Annotated in this window: 25 protein-coding genes and 1 riboswitch; of the genes, 24 read left to right on the top strand and 1 reads right to left on the bottom strand. The window is 63.1% G+C overall.

Annotated elements, in window-relative coordinates:
* Window positions 1–149 precede the first annotated feature (149 nt).
* From EJL02_RS02395 to EJL02_RS02380, 4 genes are all read left to right on the top strand, one after another.
* Complete coding sequence (locus EJL02_RS02395; RefSeq protein WP_125114809.1) at window positions 150–389, top strand: hypothetical protein; 240 nt, start codon at window positions 150–152, stop codon at window positions 387–389.
* On the top strand, window positions 386–670 hold the full coding sequence (locus EJL02_RS02390; protein WP_125114808.1) for an autorepressor SdpR family transcription factor: 285 nt from the start codon (window positions 386–388) through the stop codon (window positions 668–670). The genes EJL02_RS02395 and EJL02_RS02390 overlap by 4 nt, the downstream gene beginning before the upstream one ends.
* Complete coding sequence (locus EJL02_RS02385) at window positions 654–1,307, top strand: SdpI family protein (RefSeq protein WP_125114807.1); 654 nt, start codon at window positions 654–656, stop codon at window positions 1,305–1,307. The genes EJL02_RS02390 and EJL02_RS02385 overlap by 17 nt, the downstream gene beginning before the upstream one ends.
* A gap of 220 nt (window positions 1,308–1,527) precedes the next feature.
* Complete coding sequence (locus tag EJL02_RS02380) at window positions 1,528–2,619, top strand: S-layer homology domain-containing protein (protein WP_164510239.1); 1,092 nt, start codon at window positions 1,528–1,530, stop codon at window positions 2,617–2,619.
* Between the two features lie 54 nt (window positions 2,620–2,673).
* On the opposite strand, the gene EJL02_RS02375 is transcribed toward EJL02_RS02380, so the two are convergent.
* The gene (locus EJL02_RS02375) at window positions 2,674–3,990 is read right to left on the bottom strand and encodes a hypothetical protein (RefSeq protein ID WP_125114805.1); all 1,317 of its coding nucleotides are present in this window, start codon (window positions 3,988–3,990) and stop codon (window positions 2,674–2,676) included.
* 171 nt (window positions 3,991–4,161) lie between these two features.
* Between EJL02_RS02375 and EJL02_RS02370 the strand changes: the two genes are divergently transcribed.
* The 20 genes from EJL02_RS02370 to cobT all read left to right on the top strand — a co-directional run bounded on the left by EJL02_RS02370 (window position 4,162) and on the right by cobT (window position 24,822).
* Window positions 4,162–5,229: a glycosyltransferase gene (locus EJL02_RS02370; protein WP_125114804.1), complete on the top strand. Its 1,068-nt coding sequence runs from the start codon at window positions 4,162–4,164 to the stop codon at window positions 5,227–5,229.
* 947 nt (window positions 5,230–6,176) lie between these two features.
* Window positions 6,177–6,338: a hypothetical protein gene (locus tag EJL02_RS14080; protein WP_164510238.1), complete on the top strand. Its 162-nt coding sequence runs from the start codon at window positions 6,177–6,179 to the stop codon at window positions 6,336–6,338.
* A 110-nt stretch (window positions 6,339–6,448) separates the two neighbouring features.
* Window positions 6,449–7,234: a cobalt ECF transporter T component CbiQ gene (gene cbiQ, locus EJL02_RS02360; RefSeq protein WP_125114802.1), complete on the top strand. Its 786-nt coding sequence runs from the start codon at window positions 6,449–6,451 to the stop codon at window positions 7,232–7,234.
* A gap of 17 nt (window positions 7,235–7,251) precedes the next feature.
* The gene (locus EJL02_RS02355; protein ID WP_125114801.1) at window positions 7,252–8,079 is read left to right on the top strand and encodes an energy-coupling factor ABC transporter ATP-binding protein; all 828 of its coding nucleotides are present in this window, start codon (window positions 7,252–7,254) and stop codon (window positions 8,077–8,079) included.
* Between the two features lie 59 nt (window positions 8,080–8,138).
* Window positions 8,139–8,333, top strand: a riboswitch (cobalamin riboswitch).
* A gap of 147 nt (window positions 8,334–8,480) precedes the next feature.
* Window positions 8,481–9,230 carry an energy-coupling factor ABC transporter permease gene (locus tag EJL02_RS02350; RefSeq protein ID WP_125114800.1) on the top strand — a complete coding sequence of 250 codons (750 nt, stop codon included), beginning with the start codon at window positions 8,481–8,483 and terminating at the stop codon, window positions 9,228–9,230.
* Window positions 9,227–9,559, top strand: coding sequence for an energy-coupling factor ABC transporter substrate-binding protein (locus tag EJL02_RS02345; RefSeq protein ID WP_125114799.1), 333 nt, complete (start codon window positions 9,227–9,229; stop codon window positions 9,557–9,559). The genes EJL02_RS02350 and EJL02_RS02345 overlap by 4 nt, the downstream gene beginning before the upstream one ends.
* Window positions 9,560–9,624: 65 nt before the next feature.
* The gene (gene cbiD / locus EJL02_RS02340) at window positions 9,625–10,761 is read left to right on the top strand and encodes a cobalt-precorrin-5B (C(1))-methyltransferase CbiD (RefSeq protein WP_243114378.1); all 1,137 of its coding nucleotides are present in this window, start codon (window positions 9,625–9,627) and stop codon (window positions 10,759–10,761) included.
* The gene (cobI, locus tag EJL02_RS02335) at window positions 10,758–11,450 is read left to right on the top strand and encodes a precorrin-2 C(20)-methyltransferase (protein ID WP_125114798.1); all 693 of its coding nucleotides are present in this window, start codon (window positions 10,758–10,760) and stop codon (window positions 11,448–11,450) included. The genes cbiD and cobI overlap by 4 nt, the downstream gene beginning before the upstream one ends.
* The gene (gene cobM, locus EJL02_RS02330; RefSeq protein ID WP_125114797.1) at window positions 11,447–12,202 is read left to right on the top strand and encodes a precorrin-4 C(11)-methyltransferase; all 756 of its coding nucleotides are present in this window, start codon (window positions 11,447–11,449) and stop codon (window positions 12,200–12,202) included. Before cobI ends, cobM begins: the two co-directional genes overlap by 4 nt.
* A complete protein-coding gene (locus tag EJL02_RS02325) occupies window positions 12,199–13,248 on the top strand; it encodes a cobalt-precorrin 5A hydrolase (RefSeq protein WP_125114796.1) in 1,050 nt (349 codons plus the stop codon). The genes cobM and EJL02_RS02325 overlap by 4 nt, the downstream gene beginning before the upstream one ends.
* Window positions 13,245–14,450 (top strand): glutamyl-tRNA reductase, encoded by a 1,206-nt coding sequence (hemA, locus tag EJL02_RS02320; protein ID WP_125114795.1) that lies wholly within the window; start codon window positions 13,245–13,247, stop codon window positions 14,448–14,450. The genes EJL02_RS02325 and hemA overlap by 4 nt, the downstream gene beginning before the upstream one ends.
* Complete coding sequence (gene cobJ, locus EJL02_RS02315) at window positions 14,447–15,175, top strand: precorrin-3B C(17)-methyltransferase (RefSeq protein ID WP_125114794.1); 729 nt, start codon at window positions 14,447–14,449, stop codon at window positions 15,173–15,175. The genes hemA and cobJ overlap by 4 nt, the downstream gene beginning before the upstream one ends.
* Window positions 15,172–16,377 carry a precorrin-6A reductase gene (gene cobK, locus EJL02_RS02310; protein WP_125114793.1) on the top strand — a complete coding sequence of 402 codons (1,206 nt, stop codon included), beginning with the start codon at window positions 15,172–15,174 and terminating at the stop codon, window positions 16,375–16,377. The genes cobJ and cobK overlap by 4 nt, the downstream gene beginning before the upstream one ends.
* Entirely contained in the window at window positions 16,374–17,237 is an 864-nt protein-coding gene (gene hemC, locus EJL02_RS02305) for a hydroxymethylbilane synthase (RefSeq protein WP_125114792.1), read from the top strand. The genes cobK and hemC overlap by 4 nt, the downstream gene beginning before the upstream one ends.
* Entirely contained in the window at window positions 17,234–18,733 is a 1,500-nt protein-coding gene (gene cobA / locus EJL02_RS02300; protein WP_125114791.1) for a uroporphyrinogen-III C-methyltransferase, read from the top strand. The genes hemC and cobA overlap by 4 nt, the downstream gene beginning before the upstream one ends.
* Window positions 18,723–19,709 carry a porphobilinogen synthase gene (gene hemB, locus EJL02_RS02295; RefSeq protein ID WP_125114790.1) on the top strand — a complete coding sequence of 329 codons (987 nt, stop codon included), beginning with the start codon at window positions 18,723–18,725 and terminating at the stop codon, window positions 19,707–19,709. Before cobA ends, hemB begins: the two co-directional genes overlap by 11 nt.
* Window positions 19,709–20,989 (top strand): glutamate-1-semialdehyde 2,1-aminomutase, encoded by a 1,281-nt coding sequence (gene hemL, locus EJL02_RS02290; protein WP_125114789.1) that lies wholly within the window; start codon window positions 19,709–19,711, stop codon window positions 20,987–20,989. The genes hemB and hemL overlap by 1 nt, the downstream gene beginning before the upstream one ends.
* A 244-nt stretch (window positions 20,990–21,233) precedes the next feature.
* A complete protein-coding gene (cbiE, locus tag EJL02_RS02285; protein ID WP_125114788.1) occupies window positions 21,234–22,427 on the top strand; it encodes a precorrin-6y C5,15-methyltransferase (decarboxylating) subunit CbiE in 1,194 nt (397 codons plus the stop codon).
* Window positions 22,417–23,757 (top strand): cobyrinate a,c-diamide synthase, encoded by a 1,341-nt coding sequence (locus EJL02_RS02280; protein WP_125114787.1) that lies wholly within the window; start codon window positions 22,417–22,419, stop codon window positions 23,755–23,757. The genes cbiE and EJL02_RS02280 overlap by 11 nt, the downstream gene beginning before the upstream one ends.
* Window positions 23,758–23,763: 6 nt before the next feature.
* On the top strand, window positions 23,764–24,822 hold the full coding sequence (gene cobT / locus EJL02_RS02275; protein WP_125114786.1) for a nicotinate-nucleotide--dimethylbenzimidazole phosphoribosyltransferase: 1,059 nt from the start codon (window positions 23,764–23,766) through the stop codon (window positions 24,820–24,822).
* The last annotated feature ends 13 nt before the right edge of the window (window positions 24,823–24,835 follow it).

The raw sequence follows: 24,835 nt of genomic DNA, 5'->3' as shown, positions 1-24,835 counted from the left end.
CCCGAGACATATGTCTCGGGATTTTTTTATTGCCCTGCGCTGCTGCCGACAAACATTTAGATAAATATCAAAATAATGCTTGACAGACCTGATGGGGTTTGCTATTCTTCAATTAGACAATGGTCTAAATGAGAAGGAAGGGCTGCAATATGGTGATCGAGGTATGCGTGGTGCTGCTGATTTTGGCAGCGCTGATCGTGGGGCAGGCGCGCGCGCTGTCCCGCTGTCGGTTCTGGTGCCAGTCGTGCGGCACGCTGTTTTCCCTGCCGTGGACCAAACTGCTGTTCCGCCAGCATGTGAACGATGAGTGGCGGCTGACCTGTCCGCATTGCGGCTGCAAGGGCTGGTGCCCGGCGCGGCGGCCCCGCAAGAAGGAGGACGGAAGATGAGCTTTCAGCAGACGTTCAAAGCCCTGTCCGACCCGATCCGGCGGGATATCCTCAGCCTGCTGCGCGCCGGTCCGATGGCGGCAGGGGATATCGCGTCGCATTTCTCGGTGTCCGGCGCGACGATCTCGCATCATTTGTCCATTCTGCGGGACGCCGGTCTGGTGCTCGACGACAAGCAGGGAAAGTACATTTATTATGAGCTGAATATGTCCGTGGTCGATGAGATTCTGGAATGGGTCACGGCGCTGAAAGGTGGCAGCAACGATGAAAAAGATCAGTAAAGGCCAAGTGGCTGTGTGGATTTTATCCCTTCTGCCGATCATTCTCGCGGCGGCGGTCTACCGTCGGCTTCCGGCGGAGATCCCGATGCAGTGGGACTTCGGGGGCGAGGTCGGTTATGAACCGAAGTGGCATTTGTGGCTGGTGGCGTGTCTGGGACCTGCTTTGGCGGCGTTGTTTTATTTTCTGCCGCGGTTTGATCCGAAAACCCGCAATTACAATAAATTTTTTGGTTCCTATCTTGGGTTTCAGGTGATTATGATGCTGTTCCTGCTGGTGATGAACGGTATCTGCGTGGTAGAGGGCCTGCGTCCGGGCACGGTCGATGTGGCGATGGTGGTCTGTCTGGTCATCAGCCTGATGATGGTGTATCTGGGCAATGTCATGCCCAAATTCCGCATGAACTGGTTCTGCGGCATCAAAACGCCGTGGACGCTGTCGAGCGAAACCGTATGGACGCGCACGCATCGCGTGGCGGGACGGCTGTTTTTCGCCGCCGGCGTACTGGGATTGATCGGTGCGTTTGTGCCGAATAACGTGGTGCGGTTGGCGCTGCTGCTCGTACCGATTCTGGCGGCGTCACTGGTGTCTACCGTGCTCAGCTATCTGTGGTATCAGGCGGAGCAGCGGGCATCCTGACCGGATCTGGTGCCGCTAAAGCCCTCCACGCAAAGTGAGGACGAAAAACCGGTGGAAAACCGGGAAAAACACGGAAAAACACGAATAACGAAAACCGATACAACAAATTTAGTCAACTTTTAACTTGCCAAGTGGGGATGGATGTGTTATAATTTTGCAGTAAGTTTGCATGGGTGGAGGATTTTCCCCATGTTTTTCACCTTACGGCAAGGAGAAGATTATGACAAGAACGCGTAAGCTGGTAGCAGCAATGCTGCTGGTGGCCGTCGTTGCGGTAAGCGTGCTGACAGCAGCGCTTGCGACGGACAACACGGAAACCTATGCGTATCTGCCCAATCACTCTGTTTATTTCTATGACGTTACAGAGGAGTACGCATGGGCCCACCGCGAAATTGACACGCTTGCGGTCGCAGGTGTCATTAAGGGCAGCGGAGATCATTTGTTTTACCCGGGAAACGCAATCACCCGCGCGGATTTCATCGTGATGCTGGATCGCGCCTTCGGTATGAGTCAGGCGCTGGACAGCGGACAGATCGATTCCAAGGGAACCTTTGTGGATGTGCCGGGCAACATGTATTACAGCAAGTCGGTCACGGCGGCGAAAGCCTTCGGCGTGGCCACCGGTACGGACGACAACCGGTTTCTGCCGAATCAGAACATGACGCGGCAGGATGCCATGGTGTTCCTCAAGCGCACACTCGACCGCACGCAGCTGACGCTGCAGGCCGGCTCGCTGGCGGCTTTTTCGGATGCCGGTCAGGTTGCGGATTACGCCCGCGAATCGGTCAGCGCACTGGTCAACGCCAGGGTGATCGGCGGTTCGGACGGCAAGCTCAACCCGACGGCCAATGTCACCCGCGCGGAAATGGCGATCATGCTGTACCGCGCCACGCATCTGCTCGATGCGGGTACGAATGCGGTGTATGAACAGCGCAACAATGTGGTCAATGTGTGCATCGGCGCGCAGAGCTACTGCGATGTGGTGATCGAGAATTATGATGCCAGCGTCAAGTATGAAGGCCTGATGCAGTACACCAGCCTGCGGCAGGAAAACGGCGTGATCTATATCACGCTGACCAACCGCCAGCAGATCGACCGCACGGTCGTCTATGCGGACGGACAGTTTTCGTTCAAGAGCGCGCAGAGCAACGACGTATTGACCCTGCCCGCAGCGGCGGATTGTGTCGCGGTTGACGTGACGCAGCCGTACCACCAGATCAAGGAACCGGTCAGCACGGGGGATGTGTACCGGTATTGCTATCCGTCTGTGGTCAATGGCGAGGTTGCAGTGGTCTATTATTCCAAAACATAACGAAAATGCGCATAAAAAACCCACCGGATGTTATCCGGTGGGTTTTTTTGTTTGTTAATCCTTGGCCAGATGCAGGCCGTCATACCGGGTGACGTGGAAGGTGTACGGCAGTGCGGTGGTCTCAAAGCCGATCTCACGCAGCACGGCGCGGATGTTTTCCACCAGATGATAGTTGAAATCACGCTGGGAGATGGAAACCTTGAGCGTATCCTTGTACGAGCTGACCAGAATGCCGAACGGCTGGAAGGCGCAGGGCAGGATCGCGGAATAATCGGCCACCAGCGGTTCCATGCTGGGCGGCAGCTTGAATTCACCGATGTTGGTCAGGATGAAGCTGTCGCGGCGGATATAGTCGCGTGCCTGCTGACGCATCATCTGCTCTTTTTCGTCGATGGGCATGTCCAGCTTGTGCGACTTGGCAACGCGGTTGGCGTTCTTGAGCGCCCAGTAGACCGCGTGCGGCAGATTTTTCTGCGTATCGAAATAGGCTTTGCACGCCTGGCAGGCTTCCAGGAAAGGCATGCTGAAATAGTCGTAGAAGAACGGCAGGTCGAGCAGGGACACAAAAAAACGCGTGGTCGTGGTTTTGACATAGGCGCGCAGATCCATCGGCACCTCTGCGATGATCGGCTCCTTGCGGTCGGTGCCCTCATAATAGGTGCGGTACATGCCCATGGAGATTGCGGTCATCAGGAAGGTCATCGGGGTGACACCGTTGCCCTTGGTATACGCCAGCAACTGCGGCAGCGACATGGTCAGTTCGGTGGTCAGTTCGTTGTCGTCGTTGCGGCTGTCGTATTCCGGCATGTGGAAAGAGGGGACGTCCGGATGATGGTCGGCGTCCGACTGCGGCATGCCGCGCAGACGCAGATAGCCGTCCTCGCAGTCCTGCGGCGTAAATTCGGTTTCGTTGGTGCGGATCGAGCGGCCGGGATCCACGTCGTGTCCCATGTCTTTGAGATAATAATATAAAATGGTGCGGATGAACTGGTCAAACCCGCGGCCATCCGAAATGCAGTGCTGATATTCCAGATAGATGGTATTATCCTTGTAACCACACAGGAACAGATAGCCGTTGGTGTCGTCCGAACCGATATAGTACGGCGACAGGTCGTCCATCGGCAGCACCTTGGGCGGTTTGGAGAGCAAGCGGTAGCTGTATTGGGTTTCGCCGCGGACCAGACCGAGCGCAAACTGCGGATAACGGTCCAGCGCGGTGCGCACCGCGGCAAGCAGCACGCGCGGGTCAACCGGCTCAGTCATGCGAATGATATGGCGCGGTGCCGTGGTCAGGTCTTTGTGCGTTGCATACATAAAAATAGCGCCGTAACTGTCTACTTTCAACAGCGCATCTTGATACGCTTGGTTCATATTAGCACCTCCGGTTCAGGCTAACTCTGTCTTTATTATAAATCAATTTCCGTTAAAAAAACAGAGAATAGACGCAGAATTTGGAAAAACGTAACAGAGATTTTTGTGCAGACTGTTCGGTGCAGTCCCCATTTGGCGGAAAAAGGCATAAGCTGGATGGGAGGGATTGATGTGACAACGATCAGCTTGTGCATGATTGTCAAGGATGAGCAGGAGGTACTGGCGCGCTGCTTAGACAGCGCAGCGGGGATTGCGGATGAAGTTATTATCGTGGATACCGGCTCGACTGACAAAACCAAGGAGATCGCCGCCCGATATGGGCGGGTTGTGGATTTTGACTGGCAGGATGATTTTGCCGCGGCGCGCAATTTTTCCTTTGCGCAGGCGACGCAGTTGTTCATCCTGTGGCTGGATGCGGACGATATCATCACGCCGGAAAACCGCGAGCGGTTTTTGCAGCTCAAACAGGAGTTGGATGACACAACCGATGTTGTGATGCTGCCGTATCATACGGCGTTTGATGAACGCGGCCGGCCGGCGTACACCTATTACCGGGAGCGGCTGCTGCGGCGCGCGGCAGGTTTCCGGTGGAAGGGCGCGGTGCATGAGTGCATCACGCCGCGCGGCAACATCAAGTACGGCGACGCGGCGGTCTCGCACCGAAAAGAAAAAGCGCCGGACAGCGACCGCAATCTGCGGATTTACGAGCGGCTGCTGGCGCGTGGGGAAACGCTCGATGCGCGCGGACAGTTTTATTATGCGCGCGAACTGATGATGCATGGCAGATATGCACAGGCCGTATCGGCGTTTGAAACATTTTTGCAGCGGCCGGACGGCTGGGTGGAAAACCGGATTGAGGCATGCCGCAATCTGGCAGACTGCCTGCTGGCGCTGGGGCAGCGCGATTCGGCGCGGCAGGCGCTGGTGTGCTCCTTTGCGATGGACTGCCCGCGCGGCGAGACCTGCTGTGCGCTGGCTGGCATCGAAATGGAGGATGGGCGGCTGTCACAGGCAAAATTTTGGTACGAAACCGCTTTGCGCGCACCATATGCAGAACAAAACGGTGGGTTTGTCAAGCCGTTGTGCTATGGATATCTGCCGTGCCTGGGACTTTGTGTGTGCTGCGACCGGCTGGGGCGGCATGCGGAGGCGGCGGAGTGGAACGAGCGGGCGGCGGTGTATTGGCCGGAGTCGCCTGCGGTTGCATATAACCGACGGTATTTTGCAGGGCTGCATTGATGTGCGGTGACCGATATGCATGGGCGCGCATAGATTGAAGTGCCGGATTCGGATATTCGGCAAATTCCTTGAAAGGAAGAATGATATGTATCATCGCCCTCAATTCGGCGGATGCGGCGGCAGAGATCGCGCGTCCGACGAATGGATAGAACCGTTTTGCGGTGATTGCGGTGCGGAAGACAGACGCGGCCCGACCGGCCCGACCGGAGCCACCGGCCCGGCAGGACCGCGGGGTTGCCGCGGTGAGCGTGGGCCGATGGGACGGATGGGATTGCAGGGCGCAACGGGTCCTGCCGGTGTAACCGGAGCCACCGGTCCGACGGGCGCAACCGGCGCGACCGGACCTGCAGGTCAAACAGGCGCAACCGGCTCAACGGGAGCTACGGGAGCAACCGGGCCTGCGGGTGGCCCAACCGGCCCGACAGGACCTACCGGACCGAGCGGCGCAACCGGTTCCACAGGACCCACTGGTCCGAGCGGCGCAACTGGCCCGAGCGGTGCAACTGGCCCGACAGGACCCACCGGCCCGAGCGGTGCAACCGGCCCCACGGGTCCCACCGGCCCGAGCGGTGCAACTGGCCCGACAGGCCCCACCGGCCCGAGTGGTGCAACCGGCCCGACAGGACCCACCGGCCCGAGCGGTGCAACCGGTCCCACAGGACCCACCGGCCCGAGTGGTGCGACCGGCCCGACTGGACCCACCGGCCCGAGCGGTGCAACTGGCCCGACAGGACCCACTGGTCCGAGTGGTGCAACCGGCCCGACCGGACCCGCCGGTCCGAGCGGTGCAACCGGCCCGAGCGGCGCAACCGGCCCGAGCGGTGCAACCGGCCCGACAGGCCCCACCGGCCCGAGTGGTGCGACCGGAGCGACGGATGCTGTATTTTATGCACAACCCAAGCAAAACAAGGGAGTCATAAAAATGGACTATCATTGGCGGTGACAGGATGCTGTGCCAGAATGAAACCGGCGTGTTTACCGATCGGATCGGCATTTCACGGTGCCGCTTTGGTGCGCTGCCGCTGGGCAGAGGGCAGGCAAGAATGTTCCATGTCTGCTGCAAAACAACGGAAAACATTTACTGTGAAGAAGCTGATTGGCGCGGCTGAGCGCTGATCGAATCGAGCCTGCTTGTCCAAATGCACGGTTTTCTTTCGTTGACAAAGTGCGGCGCAGACGATACAATGTCACATATTGCAACGGAAGGGAGGCGTGCGGTATGGCGCACCGGCATGCACACGGACCGCGTTCGATCGACCGGCTGGCCTATCAGTCCGGCATGCGCAGGTGGAATCCCGTGTTTAAGACCGTGCTGGCGGTGGGAACGCTCATCCTGTGTCTGGCTGCCGACCGGCCTGCGGTGTCCGCGGCGGTCATTCTCGTGCTGGCGGCGCTGCAAAAGGGGAAGGGAAGGCTGCCGCTGCGGGACTATTTCGGCTTGCTGCTGGTGCCGCTTGCCTTTTTGCTGCTGGGCGGCGCGGCGGTTGCGTGCGATATCGTCTTCGCACCCGCCGGCGACTGGAACCTGCGTCTGCCGTGGTTCTATGTGTGCGCCGACGCGGACAGTGTGCGGTTTGCCGCGGCGCTGGTGCTCAAGGCGCTCGGCGCGGTCAGTGCGATGTATCTGCTTGCGCTGACGACCACTGCCTGCGAGCTCGTAGATGTGCTGCGCCGCGCGCATCTGCCGCCGCTTTTGTGCGAGCTGATGTACCTGATCTATCGCTTTGTGTTCGTGCTGCTGGATATGTACGGGCGCATGCGACAGGCCGCGGGCGCGCGGCTGGGCTGGCGGGATTTTCGCACGTCATGCCGGTCGTTCGGCGGTACGGCGGGCAATCTGCTGGTGTTGTCGCTGCGACGGTCGCGCATCTATGCGGACGCGATGGCCGCGCGCGGATATGACGGGGAGCTGCGCTTCCTTGCGGAGGAAAAACCGGTGCGCGGGGCGCAGGTGCTCTGGATGCTGTTGTTTTGGGCGGCGCTTTTGGCGCTTGCCGCTGTGTGAAAGGAGGGGAAAGACGGATGCAGCCGATTTTGCAGGCGAAAGACCTGCGGTTTTGTTATGATTCCGGCGCGCCCGCGCTGGACGGCGTGTCGCTCGATGTGTATGCAGGCGAGCGCATCGCGGTGCTCGGTCCGAACGGGGCGGGCAAATCCACGTTTTTCCTGTGCCTGAACGGGGTGCTGGCGCCCGAGAGCGGCCAGATCCTGCTGGACGGCAAGCCGGTGGACCGCAAAGCACGCAAAAAATTGTGCGAGCGGGTCGGGATCGTGTTCCAGAACGCGGATGACCAGATCATCGCCTCGACCGTCGCCGCTGAGGTCTCTTTCGGGCCGATGAACCTGCGCCTGCCGCGGGACGAGGTCGCGCGGCGGGTCGATCATGCGCTGGATTACATGGAGTTGCAGCCTTTCCGCGCCCGCCCGCCGCACGATTTGTCCGGCGGGGAGAAAAAACGCGTATCAATCGCGGATATACTGGCGATGCAGAGTGAGATATTACTGTTTGACGAACCCGCCGCGTCGCTCGACCCGACCGGAGAGGAACGGCTGGAGCGTGTGCTCGCCCGCCTGTCGGACGAGGGACGCACGCTGTTGATCTCCACGCACGACATGGATTTCGCTTTTCGCTGGGCGACGCGCGCGGTGGTGTTTTGCGCGGGGCGCGTTCTCGCGGACGGCACGCCGCAGGCGGTGCTGGCGGATGCCGACGTGCTGCGGCGGGCGCATCTGCGCCGTCCGTTGCTGATGGAGGTTTGGGACACGCTGCGCGCGCGGGATTTGGTGCCGCCGGATGCGGCCTGTCCGCGTTCGCCGGACGCTCTCGCACGGCTTCTTGACGAAAAGTAGGCATTTGCCTTGCGGAGCGATAGTCCGCATGCTATAATGAAACTGCTTCTTCCGGCAAGATATACCGGATACCAAAAGGTGCCTGCCATTTTCTCCGGCAGGAGAATAGGGAAAGAGGTGCAATTCCTCTGCGGTCCCGCCGCTGTAAGGGAAGAGCGCGAAGCCGAATACGTCACTGGATCGGAAGGTCCGGGAAGACCGGCGGCGCGCGAGGACGCCCAAGCCAGAATACCTGCCTTTTGGGATGGAAGCGCATACGGCTACGAGCGATGGCCGGTTGTGCGTCAGCCCGGCTCTCCGGCAAGGGGGAGGCGGGCGCTTCGCGCCGGCCTGATGCGTGGGATGCATCGGGATACGGCGTGTTTTTGTATCCGCAGTTTTTCGCGGGAAAGGAGAAAAATATGACACAAAAACAACGAAAACTGGTGAGACTGACCGCCTGTGCCGCGCTGCTGTGCGGCGTTGTGCCGGCAGCGGGCGCAATGCACATCATGGAGGGGTTTCTGCCGCCGTCCATGTGCATTTTGTGGGGCGTGATCGCGCTGCCGTTTGTGCTGGCGGGGTATTTCTCGATCAAGAAAACCGTGGCGCGCGAGCGGCGTGCAATTACGCTGGTGGCCATGGCGGGCGCGTTCATCTTCGTGATCTCTTCGCTCAAGATCCCGTCGGTGACCGGCTCGTGTTCGCATATGACCGGCACGGGGCTGGGTGCGATCCTGTTCGGCCCGGCGGCGGTGTCTGTTCTGGGCGTGATCGTGCTGCTGTTTCAGGCGGTCCTGCTCGCGCACGGCGGCCTGACCACGCTGGGCGCCAACACCTTTTCCATGGCGGTCGCGGGGCCGTTTGTCTCCTTTGGGATTTATAAGCTGTGCCTGCGGCTCAAGGTCAACAAAAAGGTGTCGGTCTTTCTGGCGGCGGCGCTGGGCGACCTTGTCACCTATTGCGTGACCAGCGTGCAGCTGGCGGTCGCGTATCCGTCCGCGACCGGCGGCGTTCCCGGTTCGGTAATCGAGTTTCTCGGCGTGTTTGCGCCGACTCAGCTGCCGCTGGCGGTGCTCGAAGGGGTGCTGACCGTCATTATTATGATTGCACTCGAAGCTTATGCGCAGCCCGAACTGCGCGCGGTCGGATTTGAGGAGGCGGGCGCATGACGAAAAAGGACAGAACGCTGATCGTTGTCTTGCTGCTGCTGTGCGTGGCGCTGATCGTCACGCCGGTGCTTGCCTTGCGCGGCGCGGAATTCGGCGGCTCGGACGACGCGGGCAGCGAAAAGGTGGCGGAGATCACGGGCGAGGAATACGAGCCTTGGGCGACGCCTGTTTTTGAGCAGCTGCTCGGCGGGGAACTGCCGGGCGAGCTGGAAAGCCTGCTGTTCTGCGTGCAGACCGGCGTGGGCGTGGGCGTGATCGCGTTTTTCCTCGGCCGCTTTGTCGAGCGGAAAAAGCAGGAAAACGCGCGTGCTGCGCAGGAAGAGCAATGAGAAACCGGGCAGGGCGGGCTTGCGGGTCCGTCCTGCTTCTGCTGTCTGCGGGGAGGTGAAGCCGGATGGCGATGGAGCAAATAACTTACCAAGGCGGTCAGGCGTTGCGCCGTGGCTGGACGACGGGTTCGTGCGCAGCGGCGGCGGCGCAAGCCGCGGCGCTGCTGCTGCTGACGGGGCAAGCCCCGTCCGAGATCGCCCTGCAAACCCCGGCTGGGCTGACCTTCTATCTGCCGGTCGAGCAGCCGCGCTGGGAGGACAGCGCGGCGGTCTGCACGGTGCGCAAGGATGCGGGCGACGACCCGGATGTGACAAATGGTGTGCGCATCTCGGCGGCGGTGCGGCGTGCGGCGCAGGGCGTTGCCATTACGGGCGGTGCAGGCGTCGGGCACGTGACACGGCCCGGGCTTTCCGTGCCCGCGGGTGAGGCGGCGATCAATCCCGGCCCGCGCGCACAGATCACGGCAGCGGTCGAACGTGCCGCGCAGCAGGCGGGCTATACCGGTGGCTTTTCGGTGGTTGTTTCCGCGGAAAACGGGGAAAAATTATCCAAACAGACCTATAATGAGCATCTGGGCGTGATAGGCGGCATCTCGATCCTTGGTACGAGCGGCGTGGTCGAGCCGATGAGCGAGAAGGCGCTGGTCGATACCATCCGGCTGGAGCTGGACAGCCTGTACGCCGCCGGGCAGCGCATTGCTTTCCTGTGTCCGGGCAACTATGGTACGGACTTTGCGCGCGACACGCTGGGGCTGGATTTGAAGCGTGCAGTCAAGTGCTCGAACTACATCGGAGAGACGCTCGACCACGCGGCGTTCCGTGGCTTTGCGAACATTCTGCTGGTCGGCCACGCGGGCAAGCTGGTCAAACTCGCCGCAGGCGTGATGAACACACATTCGTCGGTCGCGGACGGGCGGCAGGAGATTTTCACCGCGCACGCGGCGCTTTGCGGCGCGGGGCGCGAGACGCTCGAAGGGCTGATGGACGCGGTTTCGGTCGATGCCTGCATCGAACTGCTGGACAAGGCCGGCTTGCGGGACGCAGTGATGGCGCGTATCGGCAAGGCGATCAGTGAGCGGCTCCAGCTGCGGCTGCGCGGCAAGGCGCGCGCGGAGTTTATCCTCTTTACGGGACAATACGGGATTTTGGCGCAGTCGCCCGGTGCACGGGCGCTGTGCGAGCGGTTAAAGGAGACAGTATGAGCAAAGGAATGTTGTATGGCGTGGGCGTCGGCTCGGGCGACCCGGAATTGCTGACGGCCAAGGCGATCCGCGTGATTTCCGAGAGCGATCTCATCGCCGTGCCGCAGTCGGGCGCGGGCGAGCAGACCGCGCTGCAGATCGCGGCGCAGTATATCGGGGACAAGCCGGTGCTGCATTGTGAGATGCCCATGACGCGCGACAAGGCAAAGCGCGACGCGTGCCACGATCGCGCGGCGGACGAGATCTGCGCGCAGCTGGACGCGGGCAAATCGGTCGCGTTCCTAACGCTCGGCGACCCGACCGTGTATTCCACTTGCTGGTATGTGCTGCGGCGCGTGCAGGCGCGGGGCTATGAGACGCAGATCGTGCCGGGCGTGCCCTCGTTCTGCGCGGCGGCGGCCGCGCTCGGCCGCGCGCTGTGTGAGGACAGCGAAATGTTGCATATCATCCCCGCCTCGCACGGTGGGCTGGACGAGGCGCTCGACTTGCCCGGCAGCCGCGTGCTGATGAAGGCGGGCAAGTCCACTCTCGAGGTGCGCGACAAGCTGGCAGCGCGCGGGGAATTGGCAAACGCGGCGCTCGTTGAGCGGTGCGGCATGGAGGGTGAGCGCATTGTCACCGATTTGGCAGCGCTTGACGACCCGACCGGGTATTTTTCCATCATTCTGGTGAAGGAGGGGCAGGCATGATCTATTTTGTCGGCGCAGGCTCGGGCGCGCCCGACCTGATCACCGTGCGCGGCGCGAAGCTGCTGGGTGAAGCGGATGTGATCGTGTATGCGGGTTCGCTGGTCAATCCCACCTTGCTGGATTACAAAAAGGACGGCTGCGCGGTGTACGACAGCGCCAAGATGACGCTGGAAGAAGTGATCTCCGTCATGGCGCCCGCAGCGCAGGCGGGCAAGACGGTGGTGCGGCTGCACACGGGTGATCCATGCGTATACGGCGCGCACCGAGAGCAGATGGACGCGCTCGACCGGCTGGGGCTGGACTACGAGGTCTGCCCGGGCGTTTCCTCGTTCTGCGGCGCGGCGGCGGCGCTCAAAGCCGAGTACACGCTGCCGAACGTCAGCCAGACGGTCATTCTGACCCGCATGGAAGGGCGCACGCCCGTGCCGGAAAAAGAGCAGATCGACGCCCTTGCCGCGCATGGCGCAACCATGGTGATTTTTCTGTCCGCAGGGCAGTTGGAAAAACTGTCCGCGCGGCTGATCGCGGGCGGCTATGCGCCCGAAACGCCCGCCGCGATCGTCTACAAGGCGACGTGGCCGGACGAAAAGGTCATTCGCACGACGGTCAGCGGCCTTGCCGCGGCTGCCGCGCGCGAGGGCGTGACCAAAACCGCGCTGATTACGGTCGGCGGCTTTCTGGGCGACGACTACGACCGGTCCAAGCTCTACGACCCGTCGTTCACCACGGGCTTCCGAGAGGCGAGCCAATGAAGCACGCGAAGTTTGTCTCGTTTACCGAAATCGGCGCGCAGACTGCGGAAAAAGCAGCCTCGCTGCTGCCGGATTTTCTCACCGAGCGGTACGCCCGCACGGTGGACCCATCGCTTGCGGGCACGCAGCTTTCACGCTTTGCGCAGCAGGCGATGGTGGACTGTGATTTGATCGTGTTTGTCGGTGCGGCGGGCATCGCGGTGCGCGCGGTCGCGCCGTATCTTGCGGGCAAGGCGTTTGACCCGGCGGTATTGGTCATTGACGAGGCCGGGCGGTTCGTCATTCCGATTCTGTCCGGCCACCTTGGCGGCGCAAACGCGCTGGCCGAACGGCTGGCGGACGGCCTCGGCGCAACGACGGTCATCACGACCGCGACCGACAGCCGTGCGGCGTTCGCGGTCGATACCTGGGCGGCGGCGCATGACTGTGCTGTCGTCGACCCGCAGAACATTAAATATGTTTCGGGCGCGCTGCTGCGCGGCGAGTCGATCGGTCTGAAGTCGGATTTTCCGGTCGATGGCCGTCTGCCCGCGCAGGTGACGCTGCATGGCGCACCGGAAAGCGGCTTTGTGATCGGTTTTGATATCGGGGCCGCGCCCTTTGCGCATACGCTGCATCTGGTGCCGCGGATTGTGTTTCTTGGCATCGGCTGCCGCAAGGGGACGGCGCAAAAGATGATCGAAGCCGCCGCACAGGCGGCGTTGGATGCCGCAGGTGTGCCATGGCAAGCGGTGCGCGGCGTCGCGAGCATCGACGTAAAGCAAAACGAGCCGGGGCTGCTGCACTTCTGCGAAACGCACGGCCTGTCGCTGACCGCCTTTTCGGCGGAGACGCTGCAAAGCGTGCCGGGCGACTTTACGCCGTCCGATTTTGTCGCGCGCACGGTCGGCGTGGACAACGTATGCGAGCGCGCGGCGGTGTGCGCTGCGTCGGGCGGCGCGCTCATCTGCCGCAAAACCGCGCGGGATGGCGTGACGGTCGCTTTGGCGCAGCAGGACTGGCGCGCCTGTTTTGAGAAACAAGAGTGGGAGGACAAAAAACAGTGAACCTCACGATGACGGGGATAGATTTTGTGCATGCGCCGCTGGCGCAGCGCGAGCGTGTGTCGTTCGTGCGCGGACAGGTGCAGGCGCTGCTGCCGCGCTTGGCGGAAACGCCGGGCGTTCGAGGATGTGTGCTGCTGGCGACCTGCAACCGCACCGAACTATATGTGCAGGGCGAGGAAGGCGCGCCCACCGACCCGCTCGCCATGCTGGCCCGCGCGGCGGGGTTTGACGTTGCGGTGTTTCGCGGTCTGAGCGTGACGCGCACGGACAAGGCGTGCGTGCAGCATCTGATGGCGGTCGCGGCGGGACTGGAGTCCCAGATCTTCGGGGACGATCAGATTTTGACGCAGGTGCGTGACGCGGCGGCGCTTGCGCGTGAGGCGCAGACCATGGACAGTGTGCTGGACACGCTGTTTCGCCGCGCGGTGACCGCGGGCAAGCGCGTGCGCACCGAGGTTAAACTCACCGGCGTGCCCGCGTCGGCGGCTGCGGCGGGCGTGCGGCGGGCGCAGGACTTTTTCGGCTCGCTCGAAGGCAAGCGCGCGGTCGTCATCGGCAACGGCGAGATGGGGCGGCTGGCCGCGTCCGCCTTGCGGGCGCAGGGCTGCGCGGTGACGGTGACGCTGCGCAGCTACCGTCACGGCGAGACCATCGTCCCTGCCGGGTGTGATACCTTCCCGTATGACCGGCGGTGTGAGGTGCTGGAAGGCGCGGACCTCGCGGTCAGCGCGACGACCAGCCCACATTTTACACTCACCGCGCAGCAGATTCGTGATTTGCGGCAGCCGCCGCGGCTGCTGCTCGACCTCGCCATGCCGCGCGATATCGAGCAGACGGTCGCGGAAGATGCGCGCGTGACGCTGTACAATCTGGACGATCTGGGTGATCTGGACAATAGCCGCAACGAGGCGGCAAAGCAGGCGGCGGAGCGTATTCTGGATGAGGAGCAGGCCGAGTTTTACCGCTGGTATGCCTACCGGCAGGCACTGCCCGTGATCGCTGCGGTCAAGGACACCGCGCTCGACCGTCTGCACTTTGACCATGCGTATGATGCACTGTACCGCGACGGCGATATTGATGGACTGCTCGAGCTTGCGGTGGGCAAAACGGTGGATTTGCTGCTGGGCGGCATGAAGGATTTGGTGGACGCGGGCAGGCTGGAGGCATGCCTTGCGCATATGAGAAAGGGGAGCGGCAGATGAAGCTGTATTGCATCGGCATCGGGCCTGGCGGCGCGGAGCAGATGACGCTGCGCGCGGTGCGCGCGCTCGAGCAGTGCGACTGCGTGGCGGGGTACGGGCTGTATCTCGACCTGATCGCGGAGCTGATCGAGGGCAAAACGCGCATCCAGACCGGCATGACGCGCGAGGTGGACCGCTGCACGGCGGCGCGCGACGCGGCGAAAGCCGGGCATACGGTCGCGGTTGTCTCGTCGGGTGACGCGGGCGTGTACGGCATGGCAGGACTGCTTTTCGAGGTGTGCGCGGACGACCCGGAAATCGAAATCGAGGTCATTCCGGGCGTGACGGCGGCTCTATCGGGCGGGGCGGTGCTGGGCGCGCCGCTAACCAACGATTTCGCTTGTATTTCGCTCTCCGACCTGCTGACCCCGTGGGAGGTCATCGAGCAGCGCCTGCGCGGCGCGGCACAGGGCGATTTCTGCATTGCGCTGTATAACCCGGCAAGCAAAAAGCGCACGGGTCACTTGCTTCGCGCGTGCGACATCCTGCTGGAAACCATGTCACCCGACACCGTGTGCGGCATGGTGCGCAACATCGGCCGTGACGGCGAAACATATACTTTGACGACGCTCGGTGCGCTGCGCGATGCGTCGGCCGACATGCTGACGACCGTGTTCATCGGCAACAGCCGCACGCGTGTGATAAACGGGCGCATGGTCACGCCGCGGGGGTATCGCGGCGTATGAGGCTTGTGATTTTTTCGGGCACGAGCGAGGGGCACGCGCTGTGCCGGTTTGTGTCTGCCTGCGGCGGAAACTCGGACGTATACGTCGCCACCGACTACGGCGCGGCGGTCATGGAACCGCTCGCCGGTATCACGGTGCACGAGGGCCGTCTGGATGCGGACGCGATGGCAGCGGTGCTGGACGCGGATACCTTGCTGGTGGATGCGACGCATCCGTATGCCGCGCTGGTGTCGGATAACCTGCGTGCGGCCTGCACGCAGACCGGCGCGCAGTATGAACGCCTGCTGCGTCCCCAGCTGGACAGCGAGGGCGTCGTCACCGTGCCGGATACGGCGGCTGCCGTGTGCTGGCTGAATGCGCATCCCGGCCGTGCGCTGTTGACGACCGGCAGTAAGGAGCTGGCGGCGTTTGCAGCGGTCGAGGGCTATCGCGAGCGGCTGATTGTGCGCGTGCTGTCGAGCGCTGCCGTGCTCGAGCAGTGCGCGGCGCTCGGCTTTGCGGGTGCGCAGGTGATCGCAATGCAGGGGCCGTTTTCGCACGAAATGAACGCCGCGCTGCTGCGGCAGACGCACTCGGACATTCTGGTCACCAAGGACACCGGAAAAGCGGGCGGTTTCGCGGAAAAGCTGTCGGCCGCGCGCGAGGTCGGCGCGACCGTGCTGGTCATTGCCCGTCCGCGTGAGGAGCAGGGCAAAACGCTTTGTGAAATACAGGACTTTCTCGCGCTGCGCTTCGGTTGGAAGGTACCCACACCGGCACAGCCGGAAACTGCGCCGCGTTTTCCGCTGTTTGTGTCGCTTGCGGGCAAGCATTGCGTCGTATTCGGCGCGGGTGCGATTGCTGCGCGGCGCGTGGGCATTTTACGGCGCTTTGGCGCGGCGGTGACGGTGGTGGCGCCGGAAAGCCCGTCCGATATCGCGGTTGACCATCGCCGCGGCTACGAGAAAAGCGATCTTTCGGGGGCTTTTCTGGCAGTCGCGGCGACGAACGACCGCGCAGTCAACCACCGCATCGCAGCAGACTGCGCAGCAAGGCAGATCCCGTGCAGCGTGGCCGACTGCGCAGCGGAATCGACCTTTTTCTTCCCCGCCGTTTGTGAGGGCGGGGGACTGATTGCGGGCGTGGTGTCGGACGGCACGGCGCACGGCAAAACGGCGGCGGCGGCAAAGCGCATCCGCGCGGTATTGGAGGGAATGACATGATCCGGGTTGGCAGCAGGGACAGCCGCCTTGCGGTGGTGCAGGCCGAGGAGGTCTGCCGCGCGCTGGGCGACTGTGAACTCATCACAATGAAAACCACGGGCGACATGGTGCTCGACAAAACGCTTGATCAGGTTGGCGGCAAGGGCTTGTTCGTCAAGGAACTCGACCGCGCGCTGGCCGACCATCGGGTCGATCTGACCGTGCACAGCCTGAAAGACGTGCCGATGGAGCAGCCGGACGGTCTGCCGCTCGTGGCGTTTACCAAGCGTGCCGACGCGCGCGATGCGCTCGTGATGCCCGAGAGCGGACAGTGGGATAAAACTAAGCCGATTGGCTGTTCGTCCGCGCGGCGGCGGGTGCAGCTGAAACAGTTGTTTCCTGAGATCGACGTGCAGCCCGTGCGCGGCAACGTGCAGACGCGGCTGGCGAAGCTGGACGGCGGCGCATACGGCGCGCTGGTGCTCGCGGCGGCAGGGCTGCAGCGACTGGGGCTGGAAGGGCGTATCAGCCGGTATTTTTCGCCGGACGAGATCATCCCCGCGGCGGGGCAGGGCATTTTGGCCGTGCAGGGCCGCGCGGGCGAACACGAGGACGCAGCACGGTTGGTGGACGACGCGGACGCGCGCGATTGCGCAGCCGCCGAACGGTCGTTTGTCAAAACGCTCGGCGGCGGGTGTTTCGCGCCGGTCGCGGCGTATGCCGAGGTGCAGGATGACACGCTGCATCTGCGAGGTCTGTATGTGACGGCAGATGAAACGCATATGGCGCGCGGCGCGGTGACCGGACGGCGGACAGAGGCCGCTGCGCTCGGTCGCACGCTCGCGCTGCAACTGAGGCATCAAGCGGAGGGAGAGGCATGACAGGAACGGTAACGCTGGTCGGCGCGGGGCCGGGCGATAAAGGACTGCTGACGACGGCGGGCGCGCAGGCGCTCGCGCGAGCGGACGCAGTGGTATATGACCGGCTGGTGGGCGAGGATATCCTTGACCTCATCCCGCCGCAGGCGGAAAAGGTGTCGGTCGGCAAGGAAAATAACCATCATCCCGTGCCGCAGCATGAAATTAACGACATTTTGGTGCGGCTGGCGCGCGAGGGCAAGAACGTCGTGCGGCTCAAGGGCGGCGACTGCTTCCTGTTCGGCCGCGGCGGCGAGGAGTGCGAGCATCTGCTGGCAAACCATGTGCCGTTCCGGGTGATTCCGGGCGTGACGAGCGCGCTGGCCGCGCCCGCGTTTGCGGGCATCCCGGTGACGCACCGGGACTTTACCTCGTCGGTGCACATCATCACGGCGCATGCGCGCGCGGGCAAGACGCTGAACATCGACTTTGACAGTTTGGTGCGGCTGGACGGCACGCTGGTGTTTCTGATGGGGCTGACCGCGCTTGAGCAGGTGACGGACGGCCTGCTGCGCGCGGGGATGTCACCCGAAATGCCCGCCGCCGTCATTGAAAACGGCGCGCGCGGCACGCAGCGCAAAGTGGTGTCCGTGCTGTCCGACCTTGCGGCAAACGTGCGCGCGGCGGGGCTGCAAAGCCCGGCGCTGATTATCGTCGGACGGGTGTGCAGCCTGAGCGATGCGCTCGACTGGTTCACACCGCTGCCGCTGCATGGCAAAACGGTCGTTGTCACCCGGCCACGCGAGCGGGCGGGCACACTCGCGGACAAACTGCGCGTTCTGGGGGCAAACGTCATCGAAGCGCCGTGCATCGAGACGGCCCAGCGCACGGACACGCAGCCGCTGGCGGATGCCTTGCAGCAGCCGCACGACTGGGCGGTGTTCACCAGCCCGGCGGGCGTGCCCGCGGCGGTGCATGCGCTGCGGGGGCTCGGCCGTGATCTGCGCGCGCTGTACAGTATGAAAATCGCCGTCATCGGCAAGGGCACGGCGGCCGCACTCGCCGCTTACGGGCTGACCGCCGACCTTGTTCCCACGCAGTACGACGGGGAGCATCTGGCGCATGCGCTTGTGGACGTGATGCCGCAGGGCGGTTCGACGCTGCTGCTGCGCGCGGAGCAGGGCGGGCGGATTTTACCCGAAAAGCTCGCCGCTGCAGGCATTCAAGTTACCGATGTGCCGCTGTATGACACGGTTCACCGCTGCGACAAGGCGGATGCGCTGCGCGGTCTGCTCGAGAGCGGCAAAATCGACGCGGTGACGTTCACCAGCGTCTCGACGGTCGAGGGCTTTGCTCAAGCGGTGGGTGCCGCGGATTACAAGGGCGTTACGGCCTGCTGCATTGGCGCGCAGACCGCGGATGCAGCCCGAAAATACTTTGCCAATGTGAAAGTATCGAAAAACGCAACGATTGACGACTTGGTCGCCTGTATCAAGGAGGAGATAAACAATGTTCAATGATTCCATTCGTCCGCGCCGCCTGCGCACGTCGGACGGCCTGCGCCGCATGGTACGCGAGACGCGCCTTTCGCCTGAAAGCCTGATCTGGCCGATCTTTGTGCAGGAGGGCGAGGGCATTTACGAGGAAATTCCCTCGCTGCCCGGTCAGTATCACTATTCGCCCGATCAGCTGTACCGCATGGTGGAGCAGGCGCATATGCACGGGGTGAGCCGCGTTATCCTGTTCGGTCTGCCGAAAAACAAGGACGAGATTGGCTCGGGTGCGTGGGCGGAGGACGGCATCGTGCAGCAGGGCATCCGCAAGATCAAGGAGCTGGCGCCCGAGATGTACGTCATCACCGATGTGTGCATGTGCGAGTACACCAGCCACGGCCATTGCGGCATCCTGTGCGGCGACTATGTGGACAACGACCAGACGATCGCGCGCATTGCGCAGATCGCGGTCAGCCATGCCAAGGCGGGCGCGGATATGGTAGCGCCTTCGGATATGATGGACGGCCGCGTTGCCGCGATCCGGCAGGCGCTGGATGAAGCGGGTTTTGTTAACGTGCCGATCATGTCCTATGCGGCGAAGTATGCGTCGTCATTTTATGGCCCGTTCCGCGACGCGGCGGGCTCGGCCCCGGCCTTCGGCGACCGCCGCTCCTATCAGATGGACTGGCACAACAGCCGCGAGGCCATGCGCGAGTGCGCGCTCGATGTGCAGGAGGGTGCGGACATCCTGATGATCAAGCCCGCGATGAGCTATCTGGATCTGGTTTACCAGTGCAAGCAACGGTTTGAACTGCCGGTGGCGGCTTATGCGGTTTCGGGCGAATACGCGATGATCAAGGCGGCGGCGAAAGCCGGTCTGATCGACGAATACGGCGTGATGTGCGAGAGCGCGGTGTCGATCTTCCGCGCGGGCGCGGATATCCTGATTACTTACTACGCCTGCGAGCTGGCGGACGCGATCCGAAAGGGGGATATCGGCTGATGACCCGATCGGAAGAACTGTTTGCGCGCGCGGTCAAAGTGCTGCCGGGCGGGGTCAACTCGCCGGTGCGCGCGTTCCGCGCGGTGGGCGGCAACCCGCGTTTCCTCGTCAAGGGACTGGGCAGCCATGTGCTGGACGAGGATGGGCTGGAATACATCGACTATGTCGGCTCCTGGGGGCCGATGGTGCTCGGCCACAGCCATCCGGATATCCTCAAAGCCGTGTATGACCGCATGGTGAACGGTTTGTCGTTCGGCGCGCCGACCGCTTTGGAGGTCGAGATGGCGGAAAAGATGGTCGAAATGGTGCCGAACATCGAAATGGTGCGCATGGTAAACTCTGGCACCGAGGCGGTCATGAGCGCGCTGCGTCTGGCGCGCGGCGCGACCGGACGCGACAAGATCATCAAGTTTGAGGGCTGCTATCACGGCCATTCGGATTCCATGCTAGTCGGCGCGGGGTCGGGCGCGCTCACGCAGGGCGAGCCGGATTCCAAGGGTGTGACGAAAGGCGCGGCGCAGGATACGCTGATGGCGCAGTATAACGACCTTGCGTCGGTCGAGCGCCTGCTGGACGCGAATCCGAGACAGGTCGCGGCGGTCATCGTCGAGCCGGTCGCGGCAAACATGGGCGTTGTCCCGCCGAAAGACGGCTTTTTGCAGGGGCTGCGTACTTTATGCGACAAGCACGGCGCACTACTGATTTTTGACGAGGTCATCACCGGTTTCCGACTGGCCGCGGGCGGCGCGCAGGAGTATTTCGGCGTGCGCGCGGATCTCGTGACCTTCGGCAAGATCATCGGCGGCGGCATGCCGGTCGGCGCGTACGCAGGCAGCCGCGCGCTCATGGAGCAGGTGGCGCCGTGCGGCCCGGTCTATCAGGCGGGCACGCTGTCGGGCAATCCGGTCGCGATGGCAGCGGGACTCGCGCAGCTGCAAATCCTGACCGACCATCCGGAGATTTACACCGTGATGGAGACATCGGCGCAGTATATCGCCAACCACCTGCGCGCGAGCGCGGACAAGCACGGCGTCAAAATGTGGGTCAATCAGGTCGGTTCACTCCTGTGTCCGTATTTCACCGACACGCCGGTGGACTGTTTTGCCGCTGCTAAGACGAGCGACACAAAACAATACGCAAAGTATTTTAATGAAATGTTATTACGCGGCGTGTATTTGGCGCCCAGCCAGTTCGAGGCGATGTTTGTCTCGTCTGCGCACACGCAGAAGGATTTGCAGTTTACCGTACAGGCGGCGGACGAAAGCCTTGCGGCATTATAACAGTGTCGTACTGTATCGTTCATCAGGAACGGTGCGGCTGCGCGCCGCAGGCGGGCAAGAGGGCGACAACCTGCGGTTTTCTCCCTCTTGTCAATCACCCTCTTTCCCTTGAGGGCGCGCTGCGCGCGCAAAATGCGTTTCCTGCTTCCGCCTGCCGCCCACCTCGCGGGATCAGAACAACTTTCGCGGTTGTTTGCCCCAGAGGGGCGCGGGTGCTACAGCTTTTACCGAAAGGAGAACGAAAATGAATCGCCTCTTTTTTATCATCGGCGCGGGGATGGGTACGCTGGACACGCTGACCGGTGAGGCCCGCCGCGCGCTGGACGAGGCCGACGCGGTGCTGGCAACTGCGCGGCTCGCCGCGCTGAATGCAAAAGCGGTCATCTGCCCCTTCGGAGAGTTGGCTGCGCGGGCGGTACAGGCCGGAGGCGACACGGTCGCTGTGCTGGTGTCGGGCGATGTGGGCTTTTTCAGCGCCGCCGCGCGGTTGCGGGAGCAACTGCTGTCATACGGGGATGTGCGGCTCATTTGCGGCCTGTCCAGTCTGCAATACTTCTGCGCGAAGGTTGGCGTGCCCTATGACGACGCTTGCGTGCGCAGCCTGCACGGGCGCGCAGGCAGCATTCTTGGCGCGGTCAGCTATCACAAAAAGGTGTTTGCGCTGACTGGCGGGGTGCAGAACGCGCAGACCGTGTGCCGCGCGCTCGTGGATGCGGGGCTTGGCAGTCTGACCGTCCATTTGGGCGAAAACCTCGGTGTTGAAACGGAGCGCATCGTGCACGGCACGGCGGCGGACCTCGCGGCGCGGACCTGCGGCGATCTGGCGGTGCTGCTGATCGAGCATCTGGATGCGGTAAACGCGGCCGAGCCTCTGCGCGACAGCATGTTTACGCGCGCAAAGGTGCCGATGACCAAGGAGGAAGTGCGCTGGACGGTGTGCGGCAGGCTGGCCGTGCAGCCGCGTGATACGGTCTGGGACGTGGGCGCGGGCACGGGGGCAATGACGCTTGAACTTGCGCGCCGCGCGTGCGACGGCCTTGTTTATGCGGTCGAGCGGAACAACGAAGCGCTTTCGCTGTTGGACGAAAACCGCCGCAAGCTGGGCGGTTATAATGTGCAGATCGTTGCGGGACGCGCGCCGGAAGCGCTCGAAGCGCTGCCCGCGCCGGACTGTGTGTTCGTTGGCGGCAGCGGCGGCGGGATGCGGCGTATTTTGGCGCTCGCCAAGGAGAAAAATCCAGCCGTGCGCGTGGTGGTCACCGCGATCGCGCTGGAAACGCTGGAGGAAGCACGGCATGCGCTCCTCGATCTCGGCTTTGCAAATATCGAGGTCTCGCAGCTGGCGGCATCGCGCGGCAAGGCCGTCGGGCCGTACACCATGCTGACTGCGCTCAACCCGGTCTTTATCCTGTCGGGAGGGGGAGACGATGCAGAATAGTGCGCCTCGCCTGCTGCTGGCAGGCACCGGCTCGGGCTGCGGCAAGACCACGGTCACGACCGCGCTGCTGCGCGCGCTGCAGCGCCGCGGCGTGCCGCTCGCGGCCTTCAAGTGCGGGCCGGACTATATCGATCCGATGTTCCACACCGAGGCGCTCGGTGTGCCCAGCCGCAACCTCGACCTGTTCTTTGTGGACGAAACCGAGGTGCGCGGACAGCTGGCACGCCATGTCCCGGCGGACGGCGTCGGCATCATCGAGGGCGTGATGGGATTTTACGACGGCGTGTCCGGCAACACCGACATAGCGTCGGCAGCACATTTGGCTCGGGCGACGGACACGCCGTCCGTGCTGATCGCCCGACCACGCGGACAGTCGCTGTCGCTCGCGGCCGAGATCAAGGGCTTTCGCGAGTTTGCGCCCAATACGCTTGCCGGCGTGATCTTGAACGGCGTGTCCGCGGGAATGTATCCGTTTTATCGCGCGATTGCCGAGCAGGCGGGGCTGCCGGTGTTCGGCTTTGTGCCGCCTGTGCCGGAGAGCGAAATCCCCGACCGGCATCTGGGCTTGGTGACCGCGACCGAGATCGGGGATTTGCCGGATAAGCTCGACCGGCTGGCCGATGCAGCGGAAACCGGGCTGGATTTGGACGGGCTGCTGGCGCTGGCGCGCACCGCGCCGCCGTTGGCAGACCAAAGTGCGCCGCTTGTGCCGGTGGTGGATCAGCCGGTGCGCATTGCGGTCGCGCGGGACAAGGCGTTTTGCTTTTACTATGCGGATAACTTGGACGTGCTGCGCGCGCTCGGCGCGGAACTGGTGCCGTTTTCGCCGCTGACCGACCGGGCGCTGCCCGAAAGGATCGACGGACTGTACCTCGGCGGCGGGTATCCCGAGGTGCACAAAGCGCAGCTTGCCGCCAATCGCACCATGCGGGACAGCATCCACAATGCGGTGCTGGGCGGCCTGCCGACGATCGCGGAGTGCGGCGGCTTTTTGTATCTGCACCGCACGCTGGACGGCGCGGAAATGGCGGGTGTGCTCGACGCGGACGCGAAGCTGACGAAAAAACTCCAGCCTTTCGGCTATGTGACACTGACTGCGCGGCGGGATAACCTGCTGTGCCGCGCGGGCGGGCAGATCCGCGCGCATGAGTTCCACTATGCGGTCTCAACCGACGAGGGTGCGGATTTTGACGCCCAAAAGCCGAACGGACGTGCATGGGCGTGCGTTCACGCGACAGATACGCTGTATGCCGGTTTCCCGCATTTGTATTTTCGGTCGAATCCGGCATTTGCCGAGAATTTTGTGCGCCGCGCGGCGCGGAAAGGATAAAACACCATGGATTTGCAGCAGACGATCGCGGCGGTGCATCCGCCGTGCGAGAACAGCCGCGCAGCGGCGCGGCAGCGCTTTTGCGATATCGCCATGCCGCTGGGCAGTCTGGGATTGCTGCAGGAGGCGGTCGCGCAGATTGCCGCCATCCGGCGCACGCCGCGCCCGTCGATCGCAAAGCGGGCGGTCGTCATGTTCTGCGCGGACAATGGTGTGGTCGCGCAGGGGGTGACCCAGTGCGGGCAGGAGGTGACCGCGGCCGTGGCCGAAAACATGGGCCGCGGGCAGTCGTCGGTCTGCCTGATGGCGCGGCATATCGGCATGGACAGCTTCCCGGTGGACATCGGCGTGGCGCGCGACGTGCAGGGAGATCGCATTCTGCGCCGCAAAATCCGGTATGGTACGGCGGATATGACAAAAGAGCCTGCCATGACGCGGGAACAGGCCGTGCGCGCGGTCGAGGTCGGCATCGAGATGGCCGAGCGGTGTGCCGCTGAGGGATACGATTTGCTCTGCGGCGGCGAAATGGGCATTGGCAACACGACGACGAGCGCCGCCGTGACCGCCGCCTTGACCGGTGAGGCCGTGGAGACCGTGACCGGCCGCGGCGCGGGCTTGTCCTCGGAAGGGCTTTGCCGCAAGGTGCGCGCGATCGAGACCGCGCTCGCGCTGCATCGTCCTGATCCAGCTGACCCGATCGACGTGCTGCACAAGGTCGGCGGGCTGGATATCGCGGGGCTTGCCGGGCTGTACCTGGGCGCGGCCGCCTGCGGCTTGCCCGCGGTGCTGGACGGCGTGATCTCGTGCGCAGCGGCGCTGGTTGCAGTGCGGCTATGCCCAATCGTGCGCGATTATCTGATCGCGGGACACCGCTCGGAGGAGCCGGCGGGCGCGCTGCTGCTGAACGAACTCGGTTTGCACCCGTTTATTACAGCGGGGATGCGGCTGGGCGAAGGCACGGGCGCGGTCGCGGCGGTCAGCCTGCTCGATCTGGTGTTCGCGGCCTATGACGGCATGCCCAGTTTTGACGAAGTGGGGATAGAAGCCTATCAACCACTGACCTGATGCAAAAAAGTGG

It is taken from the genome of Agathobaculum sp. Marseille-P7918 (assembly GCF_900625105.1).
In the GTDB taxonomy this organism is placed as follows: domain Bacteria; phylum Bacillota; class Clostridia; order Oscillospirales; family Butyricicoccaceae; genus Agathobaculum.
The sequence above is the reverse complement of the archived record's forward strand: the minus strand, read 5'-3'. Positions and strand labels throughout refer to the sequence as shown.

What these genes read in the sequence shown, in the direction of transcription:
- EJL02_RS02325 (WP_125114796.1), top strand. Translation starts at nt 12,199, where the DNA reads ATGAAGCACGCGAAGTTTGTCTCGTTTACCGAAATCGGCGCGCAGACT.
- EJL02_RS02345 (WP_125114799.1), top strand. Translation starts at nt 9,227, where the DNA reads ATGACGAAAAAGGACAGAACGCTGATCGTTGTCTTGCTGCTGCTGTGC.
- EJL02_RS02385 (WP_125114807.1), top strand. Translation starts at nt 654, where the DNA reads ATGAAAAAGATCAGTAAAGGCCAAGTGGCTGTGTGGATTTTATCCCTT.
- hemC (WP_125114792.1), top strand. Translation starts at nt 16,374, where the DNA reads ATGATCCGGGTTGGCAGCAGGGACAGCCGCCTTGCGGTGGTGCAGGCC.
- EJL02_RS02280 (WP_125114787.1), top strand. Translation starts at nt 22,417, where the DNA reads ATGCAGAATAGTGCGCCTCGCCTGCTGCTGGCAGGCACCGGCTCGGGC.
- cobI (WP_125114798.1), top strand. Translation starts at nt 10,758, where the DNA reads ATGAGCAAAGGAATGTTGTATGGCGTGGGCGTCGGCTCGGGCGACCCG.
- cbiD (WP_243114378.1), top strand. Translation starts at nt 9,625, where the DNA reads ATGGCGATGGAGCAAATAACTTACCAAGGCGGTCAGGCGTTGCGCCGT.
- cbiQ (WP_125114802.1), top strand. Translation starts at nt 6,449, where the DNA reads ATGGCGCACCGGCATGCACACGGACCGCGTTCGATCGACCGGCTGGCC.
- EJL02_RS02380 (WP_164510239.1), top strand. Translation starts at nt 1,528, where the DNA reads ATGACAAGAACGCGTAAGCTGGTAGCAGCAATGCTGCTGGTGGCCGTC.
- cobA (WP_125114791.1), top strand. Translation starts at nt 17,234, where the DNA reads ATGACAGGAACGGTAACGCTGGTCGGCGCGGGGCCGGGCGATAAAGGA.
- hemL (WP_125114789.1), top strand. Translation starts at nt 19,709, where the DNA reads ATGACCCGATCGGAAGAACTGTTTGCGCGCGCGGTCAAAGTGCTGCCG.
- EJL02_RS02355 (WP_125114801.1), top strand. Translation starts at nt 7,252, where the DNA reads ATGCAGCCGATTTTGCAGGCGAAAGACCTGCGGTTTTGTTATGATTCC.
- cobK (WP_125114793.1), top strand. Translation starts at nt 15,172, where the DNA reads ATGAGGCTTGTGATTTTTTCGGGCACGAGCGAGGGGCACGCGCTGTGC.
- EJL02_RS02390 (WP_125114808.1), top strand. Translation starts at nt 386, where the DNA reads ATGAGCTTTCAGCAGACGTTCAAAGCCCTGTCCGACCCGATCCGGCGG.
- EJL02_RS02350 (WP_125114800.1), top strand. Translation starts at nt 8,481, where the DNA reads ATGACACAAAAACAACGAAAACTGGTGAGACTGACCGCCTGTGCCGCG.
- cobM (WP_125114797.1), top strand. Translation starts at nt 11,447, where the DNA reads ATGATCTATTTTGTCGGCGCAGGCTCGGGCGCGCCCGACCTGATCACC.
- cobT (WP_125114786.1), top strand. Translation starts at nt 23,764, where the DNA reads ATGGATTTGCAGCAGACGATCGCGGCGGTGCATCCGCCGTGCGAGAAC.
- hemB (WP_125114790.1), top strand. Translation starts at nt 18,723, where the DNA reads ATGTTCAATGATTCCATTCGTCCGCGCCGCCTGCGCACGTCGGACGGC.
- cobJ (WP_125114794.1), top strand. Translation starts at nt 14,447, where the DNA reads ATGAAGCTGTATTGCATCGGCATCGGGCCTGGCGGCGCGGAGCAGATG.
- EJL02_RS02395 (WP_125114809.1), top strand. Translation starts at nt 150, where the DNA reads ATGGTGATCGAGGTATGCGTGGTGCTGCTGATTTTGGCAGCGCTGATC.
- cbiE (WP_125114788.1), top strand. Translation starts at nt 21,234, where the DNA reads ATGAATCGCCTCTTTTTTATCATCGGCGCGGGGATGGGTACGCTGGAC.
- EJL02_RS02375 (WP_125114805.1), bottom strand. Translation starts at nt 3,990, where the DNA reads ATGAACCAAGCGTATCAAGATGCGCTGTTGAAAGTAGACAGTTACGGC.
- EJL02_RS14080 (WP_164510238.1), top strand. Translation starts at nt 6,177, where the DNA reads ATGCTGTGCCAGAATGAAACCGGCGTGTTTACCGATCGGATCGGCATT.